The sequence below is a fragment of the Amycolatopsis sp. NPDC050768 genome (assembly GCF_040654155.1).
Taxonomy (GTDB): Bacteria; Actinomycetota; Actinomycetes; order Mycobacteriales; family Pseudonocardiaceae; genus Amycolatopsis.
The window spans coordinates 22,809-45,558 of record NZ_JBFAHL010000035.1 but is presented as its reverse complement, the minus strand read 5'-3'; the positions used below and the strand labels follow the sequence as shown (position 1 = coordinate 45,558).

Annotated in this window: 2 protein-coding genes; both read left to right on the top strand. The window is 75.5% G+C overall.

All coding sequences use genetic code 11. The features are described from left to right. Positions 1-8,244 (top strand): SDR family NAD(P)-dependent oxidoreductase (locus AB0H62_RS49575; protein WP_360592852.1); only part of this gene is annotated, 8,244 nt, incomplete at its 5' end. A 53-nt stretch (positions 8,245-8,297) separates the two neighbouring features. Continuing rightward, entirely contained in the window at positions 8,298-22,745 is a 14,448-nt protein-coding gene (locus AB0H62_RS49570; RefSeq protein ID WP_360592851.1) for a type I polyketide synthase, read from the top strand. Positions 22,746-22,750: the final 5 nt, after the last annotated feature.

Here is a 22,750-nt window from a genome sequence, read left to right as displayed (position 1 = left end):
GACGTCACCCTCCCGCAACCCACCCCCCGTCCCACCTACCTGGCCGACCTGCCGACGTATCCCTTCCAGCACCAGCACTTCTGGCTCACCCCGGACACGCCCGAACCGCTCGACGCCGAGTTCTGGTCCATTGTGGAGAAGAAAGATCCGGCGGCCTTCGCGGAAGCGGTCGGTGGCGACGTCCCGGCCGAGTTGTGGGAACAGGCACTGCCTGCGCTGAACCAGTGGCGCGACCGCCGGCGCCACACCCCCGACGACTGGTGCTACGACGTGGCCTGGAGCCGCGTCGACGAGCCCGCGCCCACCCCCCTGCGCGGCAGGTGGGCGCTCGTCGCCGAGCCGGATGACGTGGTTGCCGAAACGGTGGCCGGCGGGCTGATCGCGCGCGGCGCCGAGGTCGACCGCCTGAGCGTGGCCGACCTGCCGTCGGATCTGTCCGAAGTGGATGGCGTGATCGCTGTGCTGGGCCGGGCCGGGGAGACCGCGGACGCCCTGGTGCGCAAGGGGATCGAGCTGCTGACCGCGGCGCGCCGCGGGCCGGTCCCGATGTGGTGGGTGACCGCCGGTGCCGTGGGCATCGACGACACCGAAGCCCCGCGCGCCGTCGACGCGGCGGCGCTCTGGGGACTCGGCCGGGTCGCGGGCCTCGAGCACCCGCAGATCTGGGGCGGTCTTGCCGACCTGCCCCCGGTCGTGGACAACGCCATGGCCGCCCGGCTGTGCGCGATCCTCGCCGCCGGCGGCGACGAACAGGAGTTCGCGATCCGCCCGTCGGGCACCTTCGTCAGGCGGCTGGTGCGCCGTCCCCTCGGGACCGCGGCGCCGGGCCGGCCCTGGACCGTGCGCGGGACCGCGCTCGTGACCGGCGGAACCGGCGCGCTCGGTGCCCGGGTCGCCCGTGAGCTCGCCGTACGCGGTGCCGAGCACCTCGTGCTGACCAGCCGGCGCGGGCCGGCCGCGCCGGGCGCCGCTGAGCTTGTCGCCGAGTTGGGCGAGCTGGGCTGCACCGTCACCATCGCCGCTTGCGACGTGGCCGATCGTGCCGCATTGGCGGCGGTTCTCGCGGAGATCCCGGAGGACAACCCGCTGCGGGTCGTCGTGCACGCCGCCGGCGTCAGCGGGCGGGGTTTGCTGAAGGACGCGACACCCACCGCGGCCCTGCCGGAGCTCACGGCCAAAGTGGACGGTGCCCGCCACCTCGACGAGCTGACCACCAGCCTGGATCTGGACGCGTTCGTCCTGTTCTCCTCCGGCGCCGCGGTGTGGGGGAGCGCGGGATCCGGTGCCTACGCGGCCGGCAACGCCTTCCTCGACAGCCTCGCCCAGCACCGCCGCGCCCGCGGCCTGCCTGCCACCTCGATCGCCTGGGGCAGCTGGGCCGGTGGCGGCATGGTCGACGACGACACCGCGGCGGCGTTCGCCCGCACCGGCCTGCGGTCGATGCCGCCGGAGTCCGCCCTCGCCGTGCTGGGACGGGCGGTCGAGCTGGACCTCACCGGGCTTACCGTGGCCGACATCGACTGGGAGCTCTTCGCCCGGACGTACTCGCTCGCCCGGCGCCGCCCGCTGATCGCCGCGGTGCCGGAGGCGGCGGCCGCGCTCCGCGCGCAGCCGGTCGCGGACCCCGCACCCGGCGGTGAACTGCGCGAGAGCCTGGCCGAGCTGGCGCCGGGCGAGCGGCACCGGCGGCTGGTGGAGCTGGTGCGGTCGCAGGCGGCCGTCGCCCTCGGGCACGCGGCCGCGGTGGACATCGCCGTCGACCGCTCGTTCCGGGACCTCGGCGTCGATTCGCTGACCGCCGTGGATCTGCGCAACCGACTCGCCACCGCGACGGGGCTGACCCTGCCGGTGACCGTGGTGTTCGACCACCCGACCGTCGCCGCCGTCGCGGAGTTGCTGCGGGACGCGCTGTTCGGCGCGCGGGACACCGCCGCGCCGGTCGCCGCCCGGGCCGAGGAGGACGGGGGCGAAGGGGTCGACGAGGTGGTCGTGGTCGGGATGGCCTGCCGGTTCCCCGGCGACGTCGACTCGCCGGACTCCTTGTGGCAGCTGCTGCTCGCCGGCCGGGACGGGATCCGCGACTTCCCGGACGACCGGGGCTGGGACCTCGGCGCATTGCGTGACGGAGCGTCCGGCGGGTTCGCCCTGCGCGGCGGTTTCCTGGACGCACCGGCCGACTTCGACGCTGCCTTCTTCGGCATCTCCCCGCGAGAGGCGACGGCGATGGACCCGCAGCAGCGGTTGCTGCTGGAGACGTCGTGGGAGGCGCTCGAACGCGCGGGGATCGACCCGCGAGCGCTGCAGGGTAGCCGGACCGGGGTTTTCGTCGGCTCCTCGGCCCACGACTACGCGGCGGTGGTCGCCGCGGCCGACGACGGCGACGCCGCTCACGACTATGCGCTGACCGGCGCGGTGGGCAGCGTGATGTCCGGTCGCATCGCCTACGTGCTCGGCCTGGAAGGACCGGCGGTCACGATCGACACCGCGTGCTCGTCTTCGCTGGTGAGCGTGCACAACGCGGCGCAGGCGCTGCGCGGCGGCGAATGCGATCTCGCCCTGGCGGGCGGTGCGTCGGTGATGGCCACGCCGAACGCCTTCGTCGCGTTCGCCCGGCAGGGCGGGCTCGCGCCGGACGGCCGCTGCCGCGCCTTCGCCGACGACGCCGACGGCACGGGGTGGGGTGAGGGCGCGGGAATGCTCGTGCTCGCCCGCCGCTCGGACGCGGAACGGCTCGGCCGCCCGATCCTCGCCGTCGTGAAGGGGTCCGCGGTCAACTCGGACGGGGCCTCGAACGGGCTCACCGCGCCCAACGGCCGGGCCCAGCAACGGGTGATCCGGCAGGCGCTGGCGGCCGCCGGGCTCGGGCCGGAAGCCGTCGACGCGGTGGAAGCGCACGGCACGGCCACCCGCCTCGGCGACCCGATCGAAGCGGAGGCCCTGCTCGCCACCTACGGCGAGCGGGGACCCGACGCCCCTCCGCTGTGGCTCGGCTCCGTGAAGTCCAACCTGGGCCACACGCAGGCGGCCGCCGGGGTCGCGGGCCTGATCAAGGCCGTGCTGAGCCTGCGCCACGGCATCCTGCCGGCGACCCTGCACGCTTCGGTGCCCTCCTCGCGAGTGGAGTGGTCGGGCGGCCGGGTCGAGGTCCTCACCCGGCAGCGGCCGTGGCCGGAGACGGGACACGCGCGCCGGGTCGGGGTGTCCGCGTTCGGCATCAGCGGCACCAACGCCCACGTGATCCTCGAGCAGGGTCCGGAGCCCGTCGCAAATCCCGTCGCCGCGGCCGGGGGGTTCGTGCCGTGGGCCGTCTCGGCTCGCAGTGCCGCGGCGTTGTCCGCGCAGGCTCGCCGGCTGCGCCTGTTCGCGGGCGCGCATCCGGCTGACACCGCCCGGTCGCTGGCGTCCGGGCGGGCCGCGCTCGAACACCGCGCGGTGATCGTCGGCGACACTCCGGACCGGATCGAGGCGGCGCTGACCGCCCTCGCCGAGGACCGCCCGGCCCCCGGCCTCGTCCGGGGCGTCGCGGGCGGGGCACCGTCCGCGGTGCTGTTCTCCGGTCAGGGTTCGCAGCGCCCGGGGATGGGCCACGAGCTGTACCGCGCGTTCCCGGTGTTCGCGGAGACGTTCGACGCCGCGTGCGCCGAGCTTCAGCGTGACCTCGACGAGGACCTGCGGGACATCGTCTTCGGCCAGTCCGAACCGGGTCTGCTGGACCGGACCCGCTACACGCAGGCCGGGTTGTTCGCGCTGCAGGTCGCGTTGTTCCGGCTCGTCGAGCACGCGGGACTGCGGCCGGACTTCCTGGCCGGGCATTCGATCGGCGAGCTCGCCGCGGCGCACGTGGCCGGGGTGTGGTCGCTGGCGGACGCCTGCAGGGTGGTCTCCGCCCGTGGCCGGCTGATGCAGGCGTTGCCGGCCGGCGGCGCGATGCTCGCCGTCCGCGCGACCGAGGACGAGGTGCGCGCCCGGCTCGGCGGACGGTCCGATGTGGACATCGCGGCCGTGAACGGTCCGGCGGCCGTGGTGATTTCGGGCGAGAGCGACGCCGTCGCCCGGCTGGGTGCCGAGTTCGCGGAGCTCGGCCGCAAGATCACGGCCCTGACGGTCTCGCACGCGTTCCACTCACCGCTCATGGAGCCGATGCTCGGCCGGTTCCGGGAAGTCCTCGCCGGCATCGGGTTCGAGCGGCCCGCCCTGACGATCGTCTCCACCCTCACCGGCCGGCCCGCCGGACCGGAGCTGTGCACCCCGGACTATTGGGTCCGTCAGGTGCGAGAGACGGTCCGCTTCGCCGACGCGGTGCGGACGATGCACACCGAAGGCGTGCGGAGCTTCCTCGAGATCGGCCCGAGCGGCGCCCTTTCCGCACTGGTGCCCGACGTCGCCGACGAGGTGACCGGCAGCGCCGAGAGCCCGGCCGTGGCGTCGGCCACCGTCCTGCGGCCGAACCGGCCGGAGACGGAGTCGTTGCTGCTCGGCCTCGCCGAGATGCACGTGAGGGGCGCCGCCCTCGACTGGTCCGTGCTCGTCGAGGGCGGCACCGGCGAGCACGTCGAGCTCCCCACGTACCCGTTCGAACACCGCCGGTTCTGGCCGGAGCCGGGCACGGCGCCGGCGAACCTGGCGAGCGCCGGGCTCGCCGGGGCGGAGCACCCGTTGCTGCGGGCCGCCCTAACCCCGGCCGGGCGCGACGAACGCGTGTTCACCGGGACGGTGAGCCACCGCGACCAGCGCTGGCTCGCGGACCACACCGTGCTCGGCTCCGTCCTCGTGCCGGGCACGGCGTTCCTCGACGTCGTCGCCTGGGCGGGCCTGCAGGCCGGCTGTACCGAAGTCCGCGAACTGGCTCTGCCGGTGCCGCTGCGGGTCCCCGACGACCGCGCGGTGGCGATCCAGGTCCTCGTCGGGGCGCCCGACGACAGTGGTGTCCGCGCGGTGACCGTCCACTCGCGACCCGACGGCGACGCGGACGCGCCGTGGACCTGTCACGCCGAGGGAACCGTGGCCGAACCGGCCGGGCCGCCGGCCACCATGGACTGGGCCGCCACCTGGCCACCGGCGGACGCGGACCCGGTCGATCTGGACGGCTTCTACCCGGACCTGATCGCCGCCGGGTTCGACTACGGCCCGGCGTTCCGCGGCCTGCGCACCGCGTGGCGGGTGGGTGCCGACGTCTACGCCGACGTCGCGACCGAGACCGAGCCCCGCGCCGGGCACGCGGTCGACCCGGCCTTGCTCGACGCCGCGATGCACGCGCTCGGCCCGGCTCGCCGGCCCGAGGACGCCCCGGGCTCCGCGCGCTTGCCGTTCGTGTGGTCCGGCGTTCGGGTGGCCGGTCCGGGCCGCACCCCGAGCCGGGTGCGGCTCACCCGGGCCGGCGACGGCACCGTGCGGGTCGAGGTCGCCGACGGCACCGGCCGGCCGGTGCTCGAGGTCGGCTCGCTCGTGCTGCGCCCGGTGACCGCGGCCGCGCTGGCGGACGTCCCCGGCGCCGAGCCGGACCCCCTCTACCGCGTCACGCAGGTCCCGCACCCCGAGCCGGCCCCGATCTGTCCGGAGTGGACGGTCGTGCCCGTCGCGGCCGGGGCTGTGTCCGACCTGCCCGCGGTTGTGCCGGTCGTGCTCGCCCAGTGCCCGCCGCCCGGCCCGGATCCGCGCACGGCAGCGCACCGCATAACCGCCGACGTGCTCGCCCTCATGCAAGCCTTCCTGGCCGATCCGCGGGCCACGGACGCGGTGCTCGCGGTGGTGACCCGCGACGCCCGCACCGAACCCGCACACGCCGCCGTCGCCGGCCTCGTACGCACCGCGCACACCGAACACCCCGGCCGCTTCGTCCTGCTCGACACCGAGGAGGACGTGGAGCCCGCCGTGCTGGCCGGCCTGGCGAGCAGCGGTGAACCGGAACTCACGGTGACCGCGGCCGGCGTCACGGTGCCGAAGCTGCTCCCCGCCGGGAACCCGGCGCGCCTGGTCCCGCCCGCGGGCGCGGAGTCTTGGCGCCTCGACCGGACGAACGGGGACTCACCCGACGACGTCGCCCTGGTCCCGGCACCGGAGGCCCTGCGGCCGCTCGCGCCCGGCGAGGTGCGGATCGCGGTGCGGGCGGCGGGCGTGAACTTCCGCGACGTCCTCATCACGCTCGGCATGTACCCGGGGGACGCCCGCCCCGGCACCGAGGCGGCCGGGATCGTCGTCGAGACCGGCTCCGGGGTCGACCGCGTCGCCGTCGGCGACCGGGTGATGGGCCTCGTGCCCGACGCGTTCGCGCCGATCGCGATCACAGGACAGCACGCGGTCGTCCGGCTGCCCCGGACCTGGAGCTTTGTCCAGGGTGCCTCGGCGACCGTCGCCTTCCTCACCGCCTCCTACGGCCTGCGCGACCTGGCCGGGCTGCGCTCGGGCGAGTCGGTCCTCGTGCACGCCGCGGCGGGCGGGGTCGGCGGCGCGGCCGTGCAGCTGGCCCGCTCGTGGGGCGCGGAGGTGTTCGCCACCGCGAGCGAAGGCAAGCAGAACGCGTTGCGGGCCATGGGTTTGCCCGGCGACCACGTGGCGTCGTCGCGGACCACAGAGTTCGGCGCGGCGTTCCGCGCCGCCACCGGCGGGCGCGGGGTGGACGTGGTGCTGAACTCGCTGACCGGACCCGTCGCCGACACGTCTCTGGACCTCGTCGCCGACGGCGGGCGGTTCGTGGAGATCGGCAAACTGGACGTCCGGGACCCGGCGCGGCTGCGTTTTCCGTACCACACCTACGACCTCGGCGACATCCCGCCGGCGCGCACGGCGGAGATCCTCGACGAGCTGGCCGAGGGATTTGCCGGCGGTACTCTCGTCGCGCCTCCGGTCACGTGCTGGCCGGTGACCGAATCGCCGGCGGCGTTGCGCGCGCTGAGCCAGGCCGCGCTCGTCGGCAAGGCGGTGCTGACGTTCGGCCCCGGGTTCGCCCCCGGCGACACCGTGCTCGTCACCGGCGGCGCGGGTTCGCTGGGCCGCGTCGTCGCGAAACACCTCGCCGTCGAGCACGGAGTGCGGCACCTCGTGCTCACCGGGCGCCGTGAGCGGCCGGAGGTCGCGCGGCTGCGGACCGAGCTCGGTGAGCTCGGGGTGACGGTCGAGTTCGCGGCGTGCGACGTCGCGGACGAGGCCGCGATGTCTGCGCTGCTGGCGTCGATCACCGAGCGCGGGCGGCTGGCCGGGGTGGTGCACACCGCGGGCGTCACCGACGACGGCGTGCTCACCGCCCTCGGCCCCGATCGGCTCGCGTCCGTGCTCAGGTCCAAAGTGGACGGAGGCTGGCTGCTGCACCGGCTCACGGAAGGGCTCGGCCTCGACGTCTTCGCACTCTTCTCGTCGGCCTCGGCCGCGTTCGGCGCCGCCGGACAGGGAAACTACGCCGCGGCCAACAGTTTCCTCGACACGCTTGCCCGCTACCGCCACGAGCGCGGCCTGCCGGGCACGGCGCTGGCCTGGGGACCGTGGGAACAGGCCGACGGGCTCACCGCGGACCTGACCGAGCGTGACCGCGCCCGGATGGCCACGCTCGGGGTCGGCCCGATCACCACCGGGCAAGGACTTGACCTGTTCGACCGGGCACTCGCCGAGGCGGCCCCGGACTTCGTCACCGCGCGGATTTCCGTGGCGGGCCTGCGATCCCGGGCCGATACGGTGCCGGCACTGCTCACCGAGCTGGTCCCGGCCCGGCGCCCCGACCCGTCGCCGCGCCCGCAGCCCGGTCCGGCGCTCGACCTGCGGGCGCTGCCCGAGGCCGACCGCGCACAGGCGGTGCTGGGGCTCGTGCGTGAGCAGGCGGCTCTCGTGCTCGGCCACGGTGAGGCAGGGGAGGTCGATCCCGGCCAGGCGTTCCGCGAGCTCGGGTTCGACTCGCTGACCGCGGTCGAACTGCGCAACCACCTGCAACGGGCGACGGACCTGGTGCTGCCGGCGACGCTGGTGTTCGACCACCCGACGCCCCGGACCCTGAGCGAGCACCTGCTCGGCCTGCTCGTGCCCGAGCCGCGTGACCCCCGCGAAACCGTGGTGCACCAGCTGGACCGACTCGAACCGGCCATCGAGGCGCTCGAGGCGGCCGCCGGCGGAACCGACGAGATCGCCGGCCGGCTGCGGCGCCTGCTGCGCCGGCTGGAGCGCGTCGGCGGGCCTGCTCCCGCGAGCGCCGGGCCTGGGCAGGTCGATCCGCTCGAGGTGCTGGCCTTCATCGACAAGGAGTTCGGCGACGTGAGCTGACCCGGCCCGGCCCCGACCACCGTCCCGCCCATCCCGGCCCAGGAGCGAATCGCATGGCGAACACCGAGCAACTCGTCGCTTATCTGAAGCAGGTCACCGGCGACCTGCAGGAGGCCCGCCGCCGCGTCGCCGAACTGGAGGACGCGGCCGACGGCCCGATCGCCGTGGTCGGGATGGGCTGCCGGTTCCCCGGTGGGGCCGACTCCCCGGAGCGGCTCTGGGACCTCGTCGACACCGGTGTCGACGCGATCTCCGACTTCCCCGCCGACCGGGGCTGGCAGACGGCGCACCTGGGCGACGGTGTCCGCAAGCAAGGCGGGTTCCTCTACGACGCGGCCGAGTTCGACCCTGCGTTCTTCGGGATCTCGCCGCACGAGGCCCTCGCGATGGACCCGCAGCAGCGTCTGGTGCTGGAGACGGCGTGGGAGGCCCTCGAAAACGCGGGGATCGACCCGGAGACCCTGCGCGGCACCGCGACGGGGGTCTTCGTGGGAGCCGCCAACCAGCACTACGGCCTGGCCGACGCCGAGGCGCTGCAGCTGGTGCGGGGCCACGTGCTGACCGGCGGCACGACCAGCGTCGCGTCGGGCCGGCTGGCCTACGTCCTCGGTCTCGAGGGGCCGGCGGTCACGGTGGACACCGCCTGCTCGTCCGCCCTGGTCGCGCTGCACCTCGCGGTGCGCTCGCTGCGCGCGGGGGAGAGCACGTTCGCCTTCGCCGCCGGCGCGGCCGTGATGGCCGATCCCGGGCTGTTCGCCGAGTTCGCCCAGCAGGGCGGTCTCGCCGGCGACGGGCGCTGCAAGTCCTTCGCCGCGAACGCCGACGGCACCGGCTGGAGCGAAGGCGCCGGTGTGCTCGCGCTCTGCCGCCTCGAGGACGCCCAGCGGCTCGGGCACCCCGTGCTCGCCGTGATCGCCGGCAGCGCGGTGAACTCCGACGGCGCCTCCAACGGCCTGACCGCGCCCAACGGCCCTTCGCAGCAGCGCGTGATCCGCGCGGCGCTGCAGGACGCCGGGCTCGGCCCCGGGCAGATCGACGTCGTCGAGGCCCACGGGACCGGCACCCGCCTCGGGGACCCCGTGGAGGCGCAGGCGCTGATCGCGACCTACGGCGCCGCGCGGACCGCTGCGGAACCGCTGTGGCTCGGGTCGGTCAAGTCGAACATCGGGCACAGCCAGGCGGCCGCCGGCATGGCGGGTGTCATCAAGATGGTCCAGGCGATGCGGCACGGCACCCTGCCCCGGACGCTGCACGCCGACGAGCCCACCACGCAGGTGGACTGGACCACTGGCACGGTGCGGTTGCTGACCGAGGCCCGCCCGTGGCCGCGGACCGGCCGGCCGCGCCGCGCGGCGGTGTCCGCGTTCGGCATCAGCGGCACCAACGCCCACGTCGTTCTCGAGCAGGCGCCGGATTCCGCCGATACCGCCGCCGTGCCTTCGGTGCGGCTTTCCGGCGAGGGGCAGGCGCTGCCGATCGGTGGCGACGAGGTGGCCGGCTCAGCCGCGCAGGTCCCGGCCGGTACTCCGGTACCCCTGCCGCCGGGGTACCGGCTGCCGTTCGTCTTCTCGGCGCGGGGCGAAGACGCGCTCCGCGGGCAGGCCCGCCGCCTGGCCGCACTGCTCGACCAGCGCTCCGGCACCGAGCTCGCCGACCTGGCCACGTCGCTCGTGACGACCCGCGCCCGCCTCACCGACCGCGCGGTCGTGGTCGCGGACGGCGCCGAGGATCTTCGCTCGGCGCTGGCGTCGGTCGCCGAAGGGCGGCCGGACCCGCGGGTCCGGCGAGGCCGGGCGGGTTCGCCCGGTGGGCTCGCGTTCCTCTTCACGGGCCAGGGCTCGCAGCGCGCCGGAACCGGCGCCGAGCTGGCGGAGCTCGACCCGGTGTTCGCCGCGGCGTTCGACGAGGTGTGCGCGGCGTTCGGCGGCGAGCTCGGTGAACCGCTGCGGCCGCTGGCGTTCGGCAGTCCGGGGGCCGGGCCGCTAGACGACACCCGGTACGCGCAGCCCGTGTTGTTCGCCCTGGAGGTGGCGCTGTTCCGGGTGCTGGAGCACTGGGGGGTGCACCCGGATTTCCTGCTGGGGCACTCGATCGGCGAGCTGAGCGCCGCGCACGTGGCCGGGGTGCTGTCCCTGCCCGACGCGGCCCGGCTGGTCGCCGCCCGCGGCCGGCTCATGAGCGCGCTGCCAGTGGGCGGAGCGATGGTCGCCGTCGAGGCCGCCGAGGCGCGGATGCTCGAACTGCTGGCCGCCGAGGGCGGCGGTGAGCCGGTGTCGATCGCCGCGGTGAACGGTCCCGAATCCGTGGTCCTGTCCGGAGCCGAGGACGCCGTGCTGCGCCTGGCCGGCCTCGCCGCGGCACAGGGGCTGCGCACCCGGCGGCTGCGGGTGAGCCACGCGTTCCACTCGCCCCTGATGGAGCCGATGCTGGCCGAGTTCCGGGCCGTCGCGGAAACGCTGGCGTTCCGGTCGCCGCGGATCCCCATCGTGTCCGGCGTGACGGGCCGACCCCTGGCGGATGAGCTCTGCCGGGCGGACTACTGGGTCACCCACGCCCGTGAGGCGGTCCGGTTCCACGACGGAGTGCGGTTCCTCGCCGAGGCCGGAGTGAGCGCCTTCCTGGAGCTCGGCCCTGGCGGGGTGCTCACCGCGATGGCCCGGGACTGCCTCGGCGACTCCGTCGCGCTGACTGAGGCCACGCTCGTGCGCGACCAGGCCGAGCAGGCGTCGCTGCTCTCGGCCGTCGCCGGCCTGCACGTCCACGGGTCCGAAGTGGACTGGTCCACAGTGGTCGGTCGCGCCGGTGGCCGGCGCGTGGCTCTGCCGACCTACGCGTTCCAGCGCCGGCGGTACTGGCTGCCCGCGCACCAGCCCGACGTCTCGGGCACACCGGCGGCCGGCCGCGGAATCCGCTACCGCGAGGCGTGGGTGCCGATCACGCGGGACGACGGCCACCTGGCCGGAACGTGGGTGGCTGTGCTGCCCCGTGACGGCCGCGGCCTCCCGGCCGTCACGGGGGTGCTCGACGCCCTCGGCCGGCGAGCCGAGCGGCTGGTCAGGGTCGACGGGGCCGACGGGCTGGGCGAGGCGCTCCAGGCGCCGGCAGCCGGCGTTCTGTCGCTGCTCGCACTGGCGCCGGACACCGAGCCGCTCGGGCCGACGTCGGCCGTGCTCGAAGCGCTCGACTCGGCAGGCGCCGACATTCCACTGTGGATTATCACCGCCTCGGCCGTGGTGGCCACCGCCGACGACCGGGCCGTCGAGCCCGGGCAGGCGAGTCTCACCGGCGTGCTCCGCGGCCGGGGCGGCCTGGTCGACCTGCCGCCGGTCGCCGGCCGGCGCGACGCCGAGCTGCTCGTCTCGCTGCTCGCCGACCCGCGGGGCGAGGACGAGGTCGCGGTGCGCGCGGCCGGTCTCTTCGGCCGGCGCCTGTTGCCGGCCGGGGCACCGTCCGGCGCGGATCCGTTCGGCCGGGCCGGCGGCACCGTGCTCGTGACCGGCGACCTGGGCGGGTTCACCCCCGACGTGCTGGGCCGGCTGCGGGCCGACGGTCCCCGTCGGGTGCTGCTCGCGCTCCGGCCCGGCGCCGAGGTGCCGGCCGGTCTTCCCGAGGACGTCGAGGTGGCGCCTTGGCCGACCGGCGCCCCACGCCCTCCGGCGCTGGACACCGACCCCGTGCACGTGGTGCTGCACCTGGAAAACCTGAGCCCGGACGGGTCCGCGCGGCCTGGCCCCGACGAGGTGGCGGAGCGCACCGCGCTCGCCGAACTGGCCGCGACGTGGCCCGGCCTCGACGCGTTCCTCGTGTTCTCCACGGTCGCCGGGATCTGGGGCGGCGCCGGCGATCCGCGGCACCTGGCCGCACACACCCGCCTCGCGGCCCTGGTGCACCGTCGCCGGCTCGCCGGGCAGCCCGCCTGCCTCGTCGCGTGGGGCCCGTTCGCGGGTTCCGGTGAGCGAGCCGGCGCCGCGGGTCTCGTGCCGATGGAGCCCGCCCGCGCGCTCGGCGAGATCAACGCGGCCGGGGACGCGGTCCAGGTGATCGCCGACGTCGACTGGCCGGCGTTCCACCCGACGTTCGCCGCTCTTCGGCCGCGCCCGCTCGTGTCTCTGCTCGACGAGGTCCGCGCTCTGCCGGCCGCGCCGGCGCCACGGCCGGGACCGCTCACCGGCCTGCCGGCGGGCGAACTCGACGGCCGCCTGCTCACCGTCGTCCGGACGGCGGCCGCGCTGGTGCTCGGCCACCCGTCCGCGGACGCCGTGCCACCTGAGAGCCGGTTCCAGGAACTGGGTTTCGACTCGCTGCTCGCCGTCCGGTTCCGTGACGCCCTGGCCGAGGCGACCGGGCTGGCGGTGCCGGCGACGGTCGGCTACGACCACCCGACCCCGCTCGCCGTCGCCACGTTCCTCGGCGATCTCGTGCGCGGCGCCGACAGCGCCGACGGCGCCGACGAGCGCCCCACCCCGGCCGTGCACAGCGGCGACCCGATCGCGGTCGTCGCGATGGCCTGCCGGTACCCGGGCGGCGTGACCGCGCCGGAACAGTTGTGGGACCTCGTGTCCGACGGGCGCGACGCGATCGGGCCGTTCCCGGCCGATCGTGGCTGGGACCTGCGCGAGCTGCGGCAGGCCGGGGACGCCGAAGCGGGCCGTGCGCTGCCGCTCAAGGGTGGTTTCCTGGCCGGCGCCGCGGAGTTCGACGCCGCCTTCTTCGGTATCTCGCCCCGCGAGGCGACCGCGATGGATCCGCAGCAGCGGGTGTTGCTGGAGGTCTGCTGGGAGTCGCTCGAACGAGCCGGGCTCGACGCGGGCGCGCTGCGCGGCAGCCGGACCGGTGTGTTCGTCGGCGTCGCCGGCTCCGACTACCAGGGCGTGCTGGACCGGGCCACCGGGGCCGACGGCCACGCGATGACCGGCACCGCCTCGAGCGTCGTGTCCGGCCGGGTGAGCTACACGTTCGGCTTCGAAGGCCCGGCGCTGACGGTGGACACCGCGTGTTCGTCGTCGCTGGTGGCCATCCACCTCGCCGCCCGCGCGCTGCGGGCCGGCGAGTGCGACCTCGCGCTCGCGGGCGGCGTCACCGTGATGAACACGCCGGGTGGTTTCCTCGAGTTCGCCCGCCAGGGTGGCCTCGCGCCCGACGGCCGCTGCAAGTCGTTCGCCGCCACCGCGGACGGGACGGGCTGGTCCGAAGGTGCCGGAGTGCTTGTGCTGCAACGGCTTTCCGACGCCCGGCGCGACGGCAACCGGGTGCTGGCCGTGATCGCCGGCAGCGCGCTGAACTCCGACGGCGCGTCCAACGGCCTCACCGCCCCGAACGGGCCCGCGCAGCAGCGTGTGATCCGCGCGGCGCTGGCCGACGCCGGCCTCCGTCCGTCCGATGTGGACGCGGTGGAGGCCCACGGCACGGGCACCGTGCTCGGCGACCCGATCGAGGCGCAGGCGCTGCTCGCCACCTACGGCCGGGCCCGCGCGGACGAGCAGCCCCTCTGGCTCGGCTCCCTCAAGTCCAACATCGGGCACACCATGGCGGCCGCCGGCGTCGGCGGCGTGATCAAGATGATCCTCGCGATGCGGCACGGGCACCTGCCCGCCACCCTGCACGTGGACCAGCCGACCGGCAAGGTCGACTGGACGGCCGGGGCGGTCCGTCTGCTGACGGAGACCCGGTCGTGGCCGGAGACCGGGCGTCCGCGCCGCGCCGGCGTGTCGTCGTTCGGGATGAGCGGTACCAACGCGCACCTGGTGCTGGCGCAGCCCGACCCGGAGCCTGCAGCCGATCCGGTGTCCGACACCGCTACGCCGGACGCCCCGGAAACCGTTCTGCCCTGGGTGCTCAGTGCCCGCTCGCCGGAGGCACTGGCCGGGTTGGCGGGACGGCTGACCGAAGAGGTCGCCGGCGGTGCGCTGGCGGACGTGCCGCCCGCGCTGCTCGGGCGGGCGCTGCTGGATTCGCGGACCCGGCTGGAGCACCGCGCGGTGGTCCTCGGCCGGGATCGCGCGCAGCTGCTCGACCGGCTCGCCCGGCTCGCGGTCGAGCCCGAGCCCGCCGGTGTGGTGCGGGGTGTCGCCTTGCCCCCGGTTCGCGGGCACGTCTGGGTGTTCCCCGGCCAAGGTGGCCAGTGGGCCGGGATGGCGGCCGCGCTGCTCGAAAGCTCGCCCGTGTTCGCGGTCCGCTGGGCCGAGTGCGAACGCGCGCTGGCGCCCTACCTCGAGCGGTCGCTCACCGAGCTGGCCGCGGCGGACGAGGGGTACCTGGCGGGCGGCCGGGTGGACGTGGTGCAGCCCGCGTTGTTCGCGATGATGGTTTCGCTCGCCGAGGTGTGGCAGTCGTTCGGAGTCGAGCCCGCGGCCGTCGTCGGCCACTCCCAGGGCGAGATCGCCGCCGCGTGTGTGGCCGGGGTGCTGTCGCTCGAAGACGCCGCGAAGGTGGTCGCGCTGCGGGCCAAGGCTCTCACCGCGCTGGCGGGTGCCGGCGGCATGATCTCGCTCGCCGCGCCGGTCGACGTCGTCGCCGAGCTCGTGGGCGCCTGGTCCGGGCGGGCTTCCGTGGCCGCGGTCAACGGCCCGGCCGCCGTCGTCGTGTCCGGTGAGCCGGCCGCGCTGGCGGAGATCCTCGCCGAGGCGGGCGAGCGCGGCATCCGCAACCGGCGGATCGACGTCGACTACGCGTCGCACTCCGCCCAGGTCGAGGTGATCCGGGACGAGGTCGAGTCGGTGCTGGCCGGCATCCGGCCCCGCCAGGGAACCGTGCCGTTCTTCTCGACCGTGACCGGCGAGTGGCTGGACGGGACCACAGCGGACGCCGCCTACTGGTACCGCAACCTGCGTGCGCAGGTGCGGTTCCACGAAGCCGTGGAAACGCTGATGGCCGAAGGGTTCCGCTCGTTCGTCGAGGTCAGTCCGCACCCGGTGCTGGGTGTCGCGATCACGGAGGCCGCGGACCTGGCCGAGCTCGAGACCGCCGTCGCGGGAACGCTGCGCCGGGACGACGGCGGGCTCGAGCGGATGCTCACCTCCGTGGCCGAGGTGTTCGTGGCCGGTGCCCCGGCCGACTTCTCACCGGTGCTGCCCGCGGCCGCCCGGCCATTGCCCGAGCTGCCGACGTATCCGTTCCAGCGCAGGCGGTTCTGGCCCGAAGGTGCGCCGGCGACCGCGACCGGCGACCCCGAGGACGCCCGGTTCTGGGAGCTGGTCGACGGCCTGGACGCCGAGAAGATGGCCGGCACCCTGGGGCTCGCGGACACCGCCCCGCTGAGCGAAGTGCTGCCGGCGCTCTCGTCGTGGCGGCGTGGCCGCCGCGATCAGGCCGCGCTCGACTCGTGGCGCTACGCCGAGACCTGGCAGCCGCTCCCGCCCGCGGCGGTGCGCGGCGGCCGGTGGCTGGTGGTGGTCCCGGACCGGCTCGCCGCCGACCCGGCGGTCACCGTCGTGCTGAGGGCCGTCCCGGACCACGTGCTCGTGCCGGTCGGGGCGGAAGACGTCCGGACCGGTGGTGAAGGACCCGGCGGTGAAGAACACGGCGGTGAAGAACACGGCGGCGAAGGGAACACTGCCGCCGGCGCCCTCACGGAGCGGTTGCGCACCGCGTTGGCCGACCCGGCGATCACCGGAATCCTGTCGCTGACCGCGCTCGACACCGGCGCGCACCCGGCCGACGACGTGGTCCCGGCCGGGCTCGCACTCACTCTGGCGCTCGTCCAGGCCTTGGTGGACCTCGGCGCCGGCGTACCGCTGTGGTGCTGCACCGACGGGGCGGTCGGGGTGCCCGGCGACGGCGGCCCGCGCCGGCCCGAGCAGGCGGCGGCCTGGGCTCTCGGCCGGGTCGCCGCGCTCGAGCACCCCAAGCTGTGGGGCGGTCTGATCGACCTGCCCCGGCACCTGGACCAGCCGGTGATCGACGGGCTCGCGGCTGCCCTCTGCCGGGAAGACGGTGAGGACCAGCTCGCCCTTCGCGAGGACGGCCTGTACGGCCGGCGCCTGACCCACGGCGACGGCGGTCGCGTCACCGGCGGCGGCTGGCGGCCGTCGGGCACGGTGCTGGTCACCGGGGGAACGGGCGCGCTCGGCCTGCGCGTCGCCCGGGCGCTCGCCGCCGGCGGGGCCGGGCACCTCGTCCTGATCAGCCGGAGCGGGGACGCCGCGCCGGGGGTCGCCGACCTGGTTGCCGAACTCGCCGGTGCACACGGCGTCGGGGTCACCGTCGCCGCCTGCGACACCGCCGACCGGACCGAGGTCGCGGCCGTCCTCGACCGCGTGCAGCGGGACTCCGGGCCGGTCACAGCCGTGGTGCACGCGGCAGGCGCCGGCGTGCTGGGCCCGCTGGCCGAGGCGTCGTTCGCCGACCTGCGGACGGTGCTGGGCGCGAAGGTCGCCGGGATCGAGAACGTCGAGGCGGCGCTGGAGACCGCCCGGCTGGAGGCGGTCGTGTACTTCTCGTCGATCACCGCCGTCTGGGGCGCGGGTGACCACGGGGCCTACGCCGCGGCCAACGCAGTGCTCGACGCCCGCGCCCAGAGGCGGACGGCCGACGGCGTGCCGACCCTGTCGGTGGCCTGGGGCCCGTGGGCGGGTGGCGGCATGGTCGCCGACGAGATCCACGACACCCTGCGCCGGCGCGGGCTGCCGGTGCTCGACCCCGACCTGGCGGTCGCCGGTCTGCTCCGCCTGCTGGCCGAGGGCAGCGGTGCCGCGATCCTCGCGGAGGTCGACTGGGCGCGGTTCGTGCCGGTGTTCACCTCCGGCCGCGCTTCCCGCCTGCTCGACGCCCTGCCCGAGGCCCAGCCCGAGCCGGAAGTCGCGGAAACCGGCCCGGTGGCGGGAAACACGACGCTGCGCCGGCTGTCCGAACTGGACGAATCCCAGCGGGTGCGCGCGCTGCGCGAGCTGGTTCGCGAACACACCGCCGCGGTCCTCGGCCACCCGGACGCGGCGGCCGTCGAGCCGCGGCGCGCGTTCTCCGACGCGGGGCTCGACTCGCTTACCGCCGTCGAGCTGCGTGACCGGCTGACCAAGGCCACCGAGGTCCGGTTGCCGACCACGGTCGTGTTCGACCACCCCACGCCCGTCGCCCTCGCCGCCTTCCTGGACCGGTTGGCGTTCGGTGCGCGAACCACCGCCGCGGCGCCGGGCCCGGCACGGATCGTGGCCAAGCCCGAGACCGCCGACCCGATCGCGATCGTCGCGATGAGCTGCCGGTTCCCGGGCGGCATCGACTCGCCGGAGCAGCTGTGGCAGGCGGTGTCCGGTGAAGCCGACCTCATCACCCCGTTCCCGGCCGACCGCGGCTGGCCGCTGGGGAGCCTGTTCGATCCGGACCCGGACGCGCCCGGGACCAGCTACGTCGACCACGCCGGATTCCTGCGCGACGCCACGATGTTCGACCCGGAGTTCTTCGGCATCTCGCCTCGCGAGGCCGTGGCGATGGATCCGCAGCAGCGGGTGCTGCTCGAGACGGCGTGGGAGGTGCTGGAGCGCGCCGGGATCGACCCGAAGTCGTTGCGGGGCAGCCGGACCGGCGTCTACGTCGGCACGACGGACCAGGCCTACGGCGGCCGCCTGACGGCACCGGGCGCGGGCATGGAGGGCTACCTGGCCACGGGTGGCTCGACCAGCGTCGCGTCCGGCCGGATCTCCTACCTGTTCGGCTTCGAAGGACCCGCGGTCAGCATCGACACGGCCTGCTCGGCTTCGCTCGTCGCACTGCACCTCGCCGCGGGGTCGCTGCGCAGCGGCGAGAGCGACCTCGCGCTCGCCGGTGGCGTGATGGTGATGTCGGACCCGACGTCGTTCGTCGCCTTCAGCCGCCAGCGCGCGCTGGCCGCCGACGGGCGGTGCAAGTCGTTCGCCGCGGCGGCCGACGGGTTCACGCTGGCCGAAGGCGCCGGCCTGCTCCTGCTCGAACGGCTTTCCGACGCGCGCCGGCACGGCCATGAGGTCCTCGGGCTGGTGCGGGGGAGCGCGATCAACTCCGACGGCGCGTCCAACGGGCTCACCGCGCCCAATGGCCCGTCGCAGGAGCGGGTGATCCTCGGCGCGCTCGCCGACGCCGGGCTCGAACCGTCCGAAGTGGACGCTGTCGAAGCGCACGGCACCGGCACCCGGCTCGGCGATCCCATCGAGGCCCAGGCGCTGCTCGCGACCTACGGCCGGGCGCACTCCGCCGAGGCCCCGCTCTGGGTCGGGTCGGTGAAGTCCAACATCGGCCACACCCAGCACGCGGCCGGTGCCGCCGGGATCATCAAGATGGTCATGGCCATGCGCCACGCGACGTTGCCGCGGACCCTCCACGTCGACGCGCCGTCGCCGCACGTCGACTGGTCGGCCGGCGCGGTCGAACTGCTCACGGAGGCCCGGCCGTGGCCGGAGACCGGGCGCCCGCGCCGCTTCGGCGTGTCCTCGTTCGGAATCAGCGGCACCAACGCGCACGTGGTGCTGGAGCAGGCGCCGGCAGCCGAGCCGGAGCCGGCACCCGACCCCGTGGCGGAACCCGGACCGCTGCCCGTGGTCGTCTCGGCGCGCAGCCGGGCGGCGCTGGCCGAGCAGGCCGCACGCTTCTCGGCCCTGGTGACCGCGGATCCGGCCCTGCCTCCCGCCGACCTCGCGTTCTCCTCGCTGACCTCACGCGCGGTGCTGGACCACAGCGCCGTGCTGGTGGCCGAGGACCGCGACGAGCTGCTGGCCGGTCTGGCGCGCCTCGCCACACCGGACGGCTCGGACGTGATCCGGGAACGTTCCGCCGAGGGCGAGCTCGCCGTGGTGTTCGCCGGACAGGGTGCACAGCGGACCGGGATGGGAAGCGTTCTGTACCAACGGTTCCCGGTGTTCGCCCGAGCCCTCGACGAGGTGTGCGCTCAGCTCGACCGGCACCTGCGGCGGCCACTGCGGAACGTCATGTTCGCGAAGGCCGGCACCGAGGACGCGGCGCTGCTCGACCGGACCGAGTACGCCCAGTGCGCGCTGTTCGCGTTCGAGGTCGCGCTCTTCCGCCTCCTCGAACAGTGGGGCGTGCGCCCGGACGCGCTGCTCGGGCATTCGATCGGCGAGCTGACCGCGGCGCACCTCGCCGGCGTTTGGACGCTGGAAGACGCGGCTCGGGTCGTCGCCGCACGGGGCCGGCTGATGCAGGAGCTGCCGGCCGGAGGCGCGATGATCGCCGTCGCCGCCGCGGAGCCGGTGGTGCGCGAGTGCCTGGCCGGGCTCGCCGGGCAGGCGACGATCGCAGCCGTCAACGGACCCGAGGCCGTGGTCGTCTCGGGTGCCGAGGACGCAGTGCTCGCGGTCGCCGCCACCCTGGCGGAGCGCGGTGCCCGCACCCGGCGGCTGGCGGTCTCGCACGCGTTCCACTCGCCGCTGATGGAGCCGATGCTCGCGGAGTTCGCCGGGATCCTCGCCGGCGTCGAGGCCGCCGACCCGGCGGTGGTGGTGATCTCCGACGTCACGGGCGAACCCGTGAAGGCCGGGCAACTGGCCGATCCGGCGTACTGGGTCGACCAGGTCCGCCGCGAGGTCCGGTTCGCCGACGGGGTCCGCACCCTGGTGTCCCGGGGCGTCACCACGTTCCTGGAGGCCGGCCCCGGGGCCGAGCTGACGGCCGCGGTGCTGTCGGTGGTCGAGGAACCGGTGGGCGCGCTCGCGTGCCTGCGCCGCGACGGGGACGAGGTGCGGGCCTTGTTCACCACTCTCGGCCGGCTGCACGCCCGCGGCGTGGCCGTCGACGTTCCCGCGGTGTTCGAGGGCACCGGCGCCCGCCGGGTCGAGCTGCCGACGTACGCGTTCCAGCGCCGCAGGTTCTGGTTGCAGCGCGACCACGCGACGACGGATCCGGCGTCGGCCGGGCTCGCGGCGACCGGCCATCCGGTGTTCACGACGAGGGCCGATCTCCCGGGCGGCGCCCGGCTCTACCACGGTCGCGTGACCGGTGCGGGGGAGGCGGACCTGACTGCGGCAGCGCTGTGGGTGGCCGCCGACCTCGGCTGCGCGCGGATCGACCGGCTCGGCGCGCACCGGCCCGTTCCGGCCGGTGCCGACCTGGCCGTGCAGCTTCGGGTGAGCGCACCGGAATCGGACGGCCGCCGGGAGCTGACCGTGCACCACCGGCTCGCCGCCACTCCCGAGCAAGCCTGGGAGCACACGATCATTGCCACACTGCGGCCGGCGGCGGGCGAACCGTCGTTCGACCTCTCGGCGTGGCCACCGGCCGGTGCGCTGGAGCTCGACGGGACCGGCGGCACCGCGGTCTGGGCCGCCGCTGCGGACCTCTATGCGGAAGTGCGCCTCGAGTCCGGCGCAGGCGAGGCGGACACGCTCGGTGTCCTGGCCCCGGATCTGCTCGCCGCGCTCGACACGCTGGTCCCGCAAGCCGACCGCGCGCGAGGCGGGCAGGGGCGGCGGATCCGCGCCTGGCACGGCGTCACGCTCGTCGCGACCGGCGCCGAAACCCTGCGCGTCCACCTCACGCCCAGCGATCCCGATGGGCTCACCCTGCGGCTCGCGGACCCGGCAGGTCGGCCGGTCGCGGTGGCCGAACGCCTGGAGCTGGGTGATCCGGCACCCGTCCGGCCCACTGTGGCGGGGGCGGCGCTGCACCGGCTCGACTGGGTGCCGGCGGGCCCGGCCGCGGAGCTCGACGTCAGCTGGGCCGTACTCGGCGGGCACGACGGTGTGGACTTCGCCCGCGCGCTCGGATCGCAGCCGGGGCGACAGATCCGCAGCTGGCCCGACCTCGCCGCGTTGCGCGAGGACCTCGGCACCGGCCGAACCGACGCCGTCGCACCGGACCTGCTCGTGGTGGTCGTCGAGCCACCGGTGCGCGGTCTCGCCGACGCCGCGCACCACAGCGCCGAAGAGGTGCTCGAGCTGGTTCGTGCGCTCGTCGCCGAGGAGCACCTGGCCGGCACGCGGTTCGTGACGCTGACCCGGGGCGCGACCGGCGCCGCGACGAGTGCCCGGCCCGCCGCGGCGGCCGGGTGGGGGCTGCTGCTCTCCGCCCAGGCCGAGTACCCGGACCGGTTCGTCCTCGTGGACCTCGACGACTGGGCGGGTGACGCCGAGCAGGTTCCGGCGGCGGTGGCCGTCGCACTGGCCACCGGTGAGCAGCAGCTGGCGATCCGCGCAGGTGAGGTGCTCGTGCCGCGGCTCGCGGTCGAGGTGCCCGGCCCTGATACCGAACCCTGGCCTGCGGGGACGGTGCTCGTCACCGGCGCCACCGGCGCGATCGGCGAGGTGATCGCCCGGCACCTGGCCGCGGCGGGTGCCGAGCGGCTGCTGCTGCTCAGCCGCGGCGGGCCCGGTGCCCCGGGTGCCGACCGGCTCGTGGCCGACCTCGCGACGCACGGCACCGTGGCCGAAGTCGTCGCCTGCGACGTCGGCGACCGGGACGCCCTCGCGGCGGTGCTCGACGACATCCCCGCCGAGTTCCCGCTCAGCGCGGTCGTGCACGTGGCCGGCGTGGTCGACGACGGCACCCTCACCGCGCTCACCCCCGCGCGGTTGCACGCCGTGCTGCGGCCGAAGGTCGACGCGGCGGTGAACCTCCACGAGCTGACCGCGGGGCTCGACCTCGCCAGGTTCGTGCTCTTCTCCTCCGCGGTGGGCACGCTGGGTGCCGCCGGGCAGGCGAACTACGCGGCCGGGAACGCCTTCCTCGACGCCCTTGCCCGGCAGCGCCGCGCGGCCGGGTTGCCCGGGACGTCGCTCGCGTGGGGGCTGTGGGGCACCGGCGGCGGCATGAGCGGTGGGCTCGACGAGGTCGACCGGCGGCGGATGGCTCGCGCGGGTGTCGTCCCCCTGACCGAGGACGCCGGGCGCGGGCTCTTCGAGGCGGCCTGGGCGTCCGGCGAGGCGGTGCTGCTGCCGATGCACCTCGACCTGGGGGTGCTGCGCGGAAACGCGCGGTCCGGCACGCTGCCCGCCGCCTTGCGGGGCCTGGTGCCGGCCCCGTTGCGCCGGGCCGCGACCGCGGAGGTCGCCCAGTTGCCGTTCGCCGAACGCCTCGCGGGCCTCTCAGCGCAGCGCCGCGCCGAGGAACTGCTCGACGTGGTGCGCCGGCAGGTCGCCGCGGTGCTTTCCCTCGGCGACCCCGCCGGCGTGGACGAGCGCAAGCAGTTCCGCGACCTCGGCTTCGACTCGTTGACCGCGATCGAGCTGCGCAACGCCCTGACCGCCGCCACGGACCTGCCGCTTTCCGCGGCCGTCGTGTTCGACTACCCGACCCCCGCGGAGCTCGCCGCGCACCTCGAAGCCGGCTTGCGCAAGGCGGAACCGGGTGGCCCGCCGCCGGTGGTGGCGACCCAGCTGGACCAGCTCGAGGCCACCGTCGCCGGGCTCGCCGCGGACGACCGTGAGCGCTCGCGCATCGCGGAGCGGCTCAAGGCGCTGGTCCTCGCGTGCGAGCAGGCCGACCAGTCCACTTCGGACGTTTCCGTCGAAGCGCGGCTCGACACCGCGTCCGACGAAGAGATCTTCGATTTCATCCGCACCGAGCTCGGGCGGGACCGATGACGAGG

Bases quoted from the DNA above. Each gene is read 5' to 3' on its own strand.
- AB0H62_RS49570 (WP_360592851.1), top strand. From the start codon at position 8,298: ATGGCGAACACCGAGCAACTCGTCGCTTATCTGAAGCAGGTCACCGGC.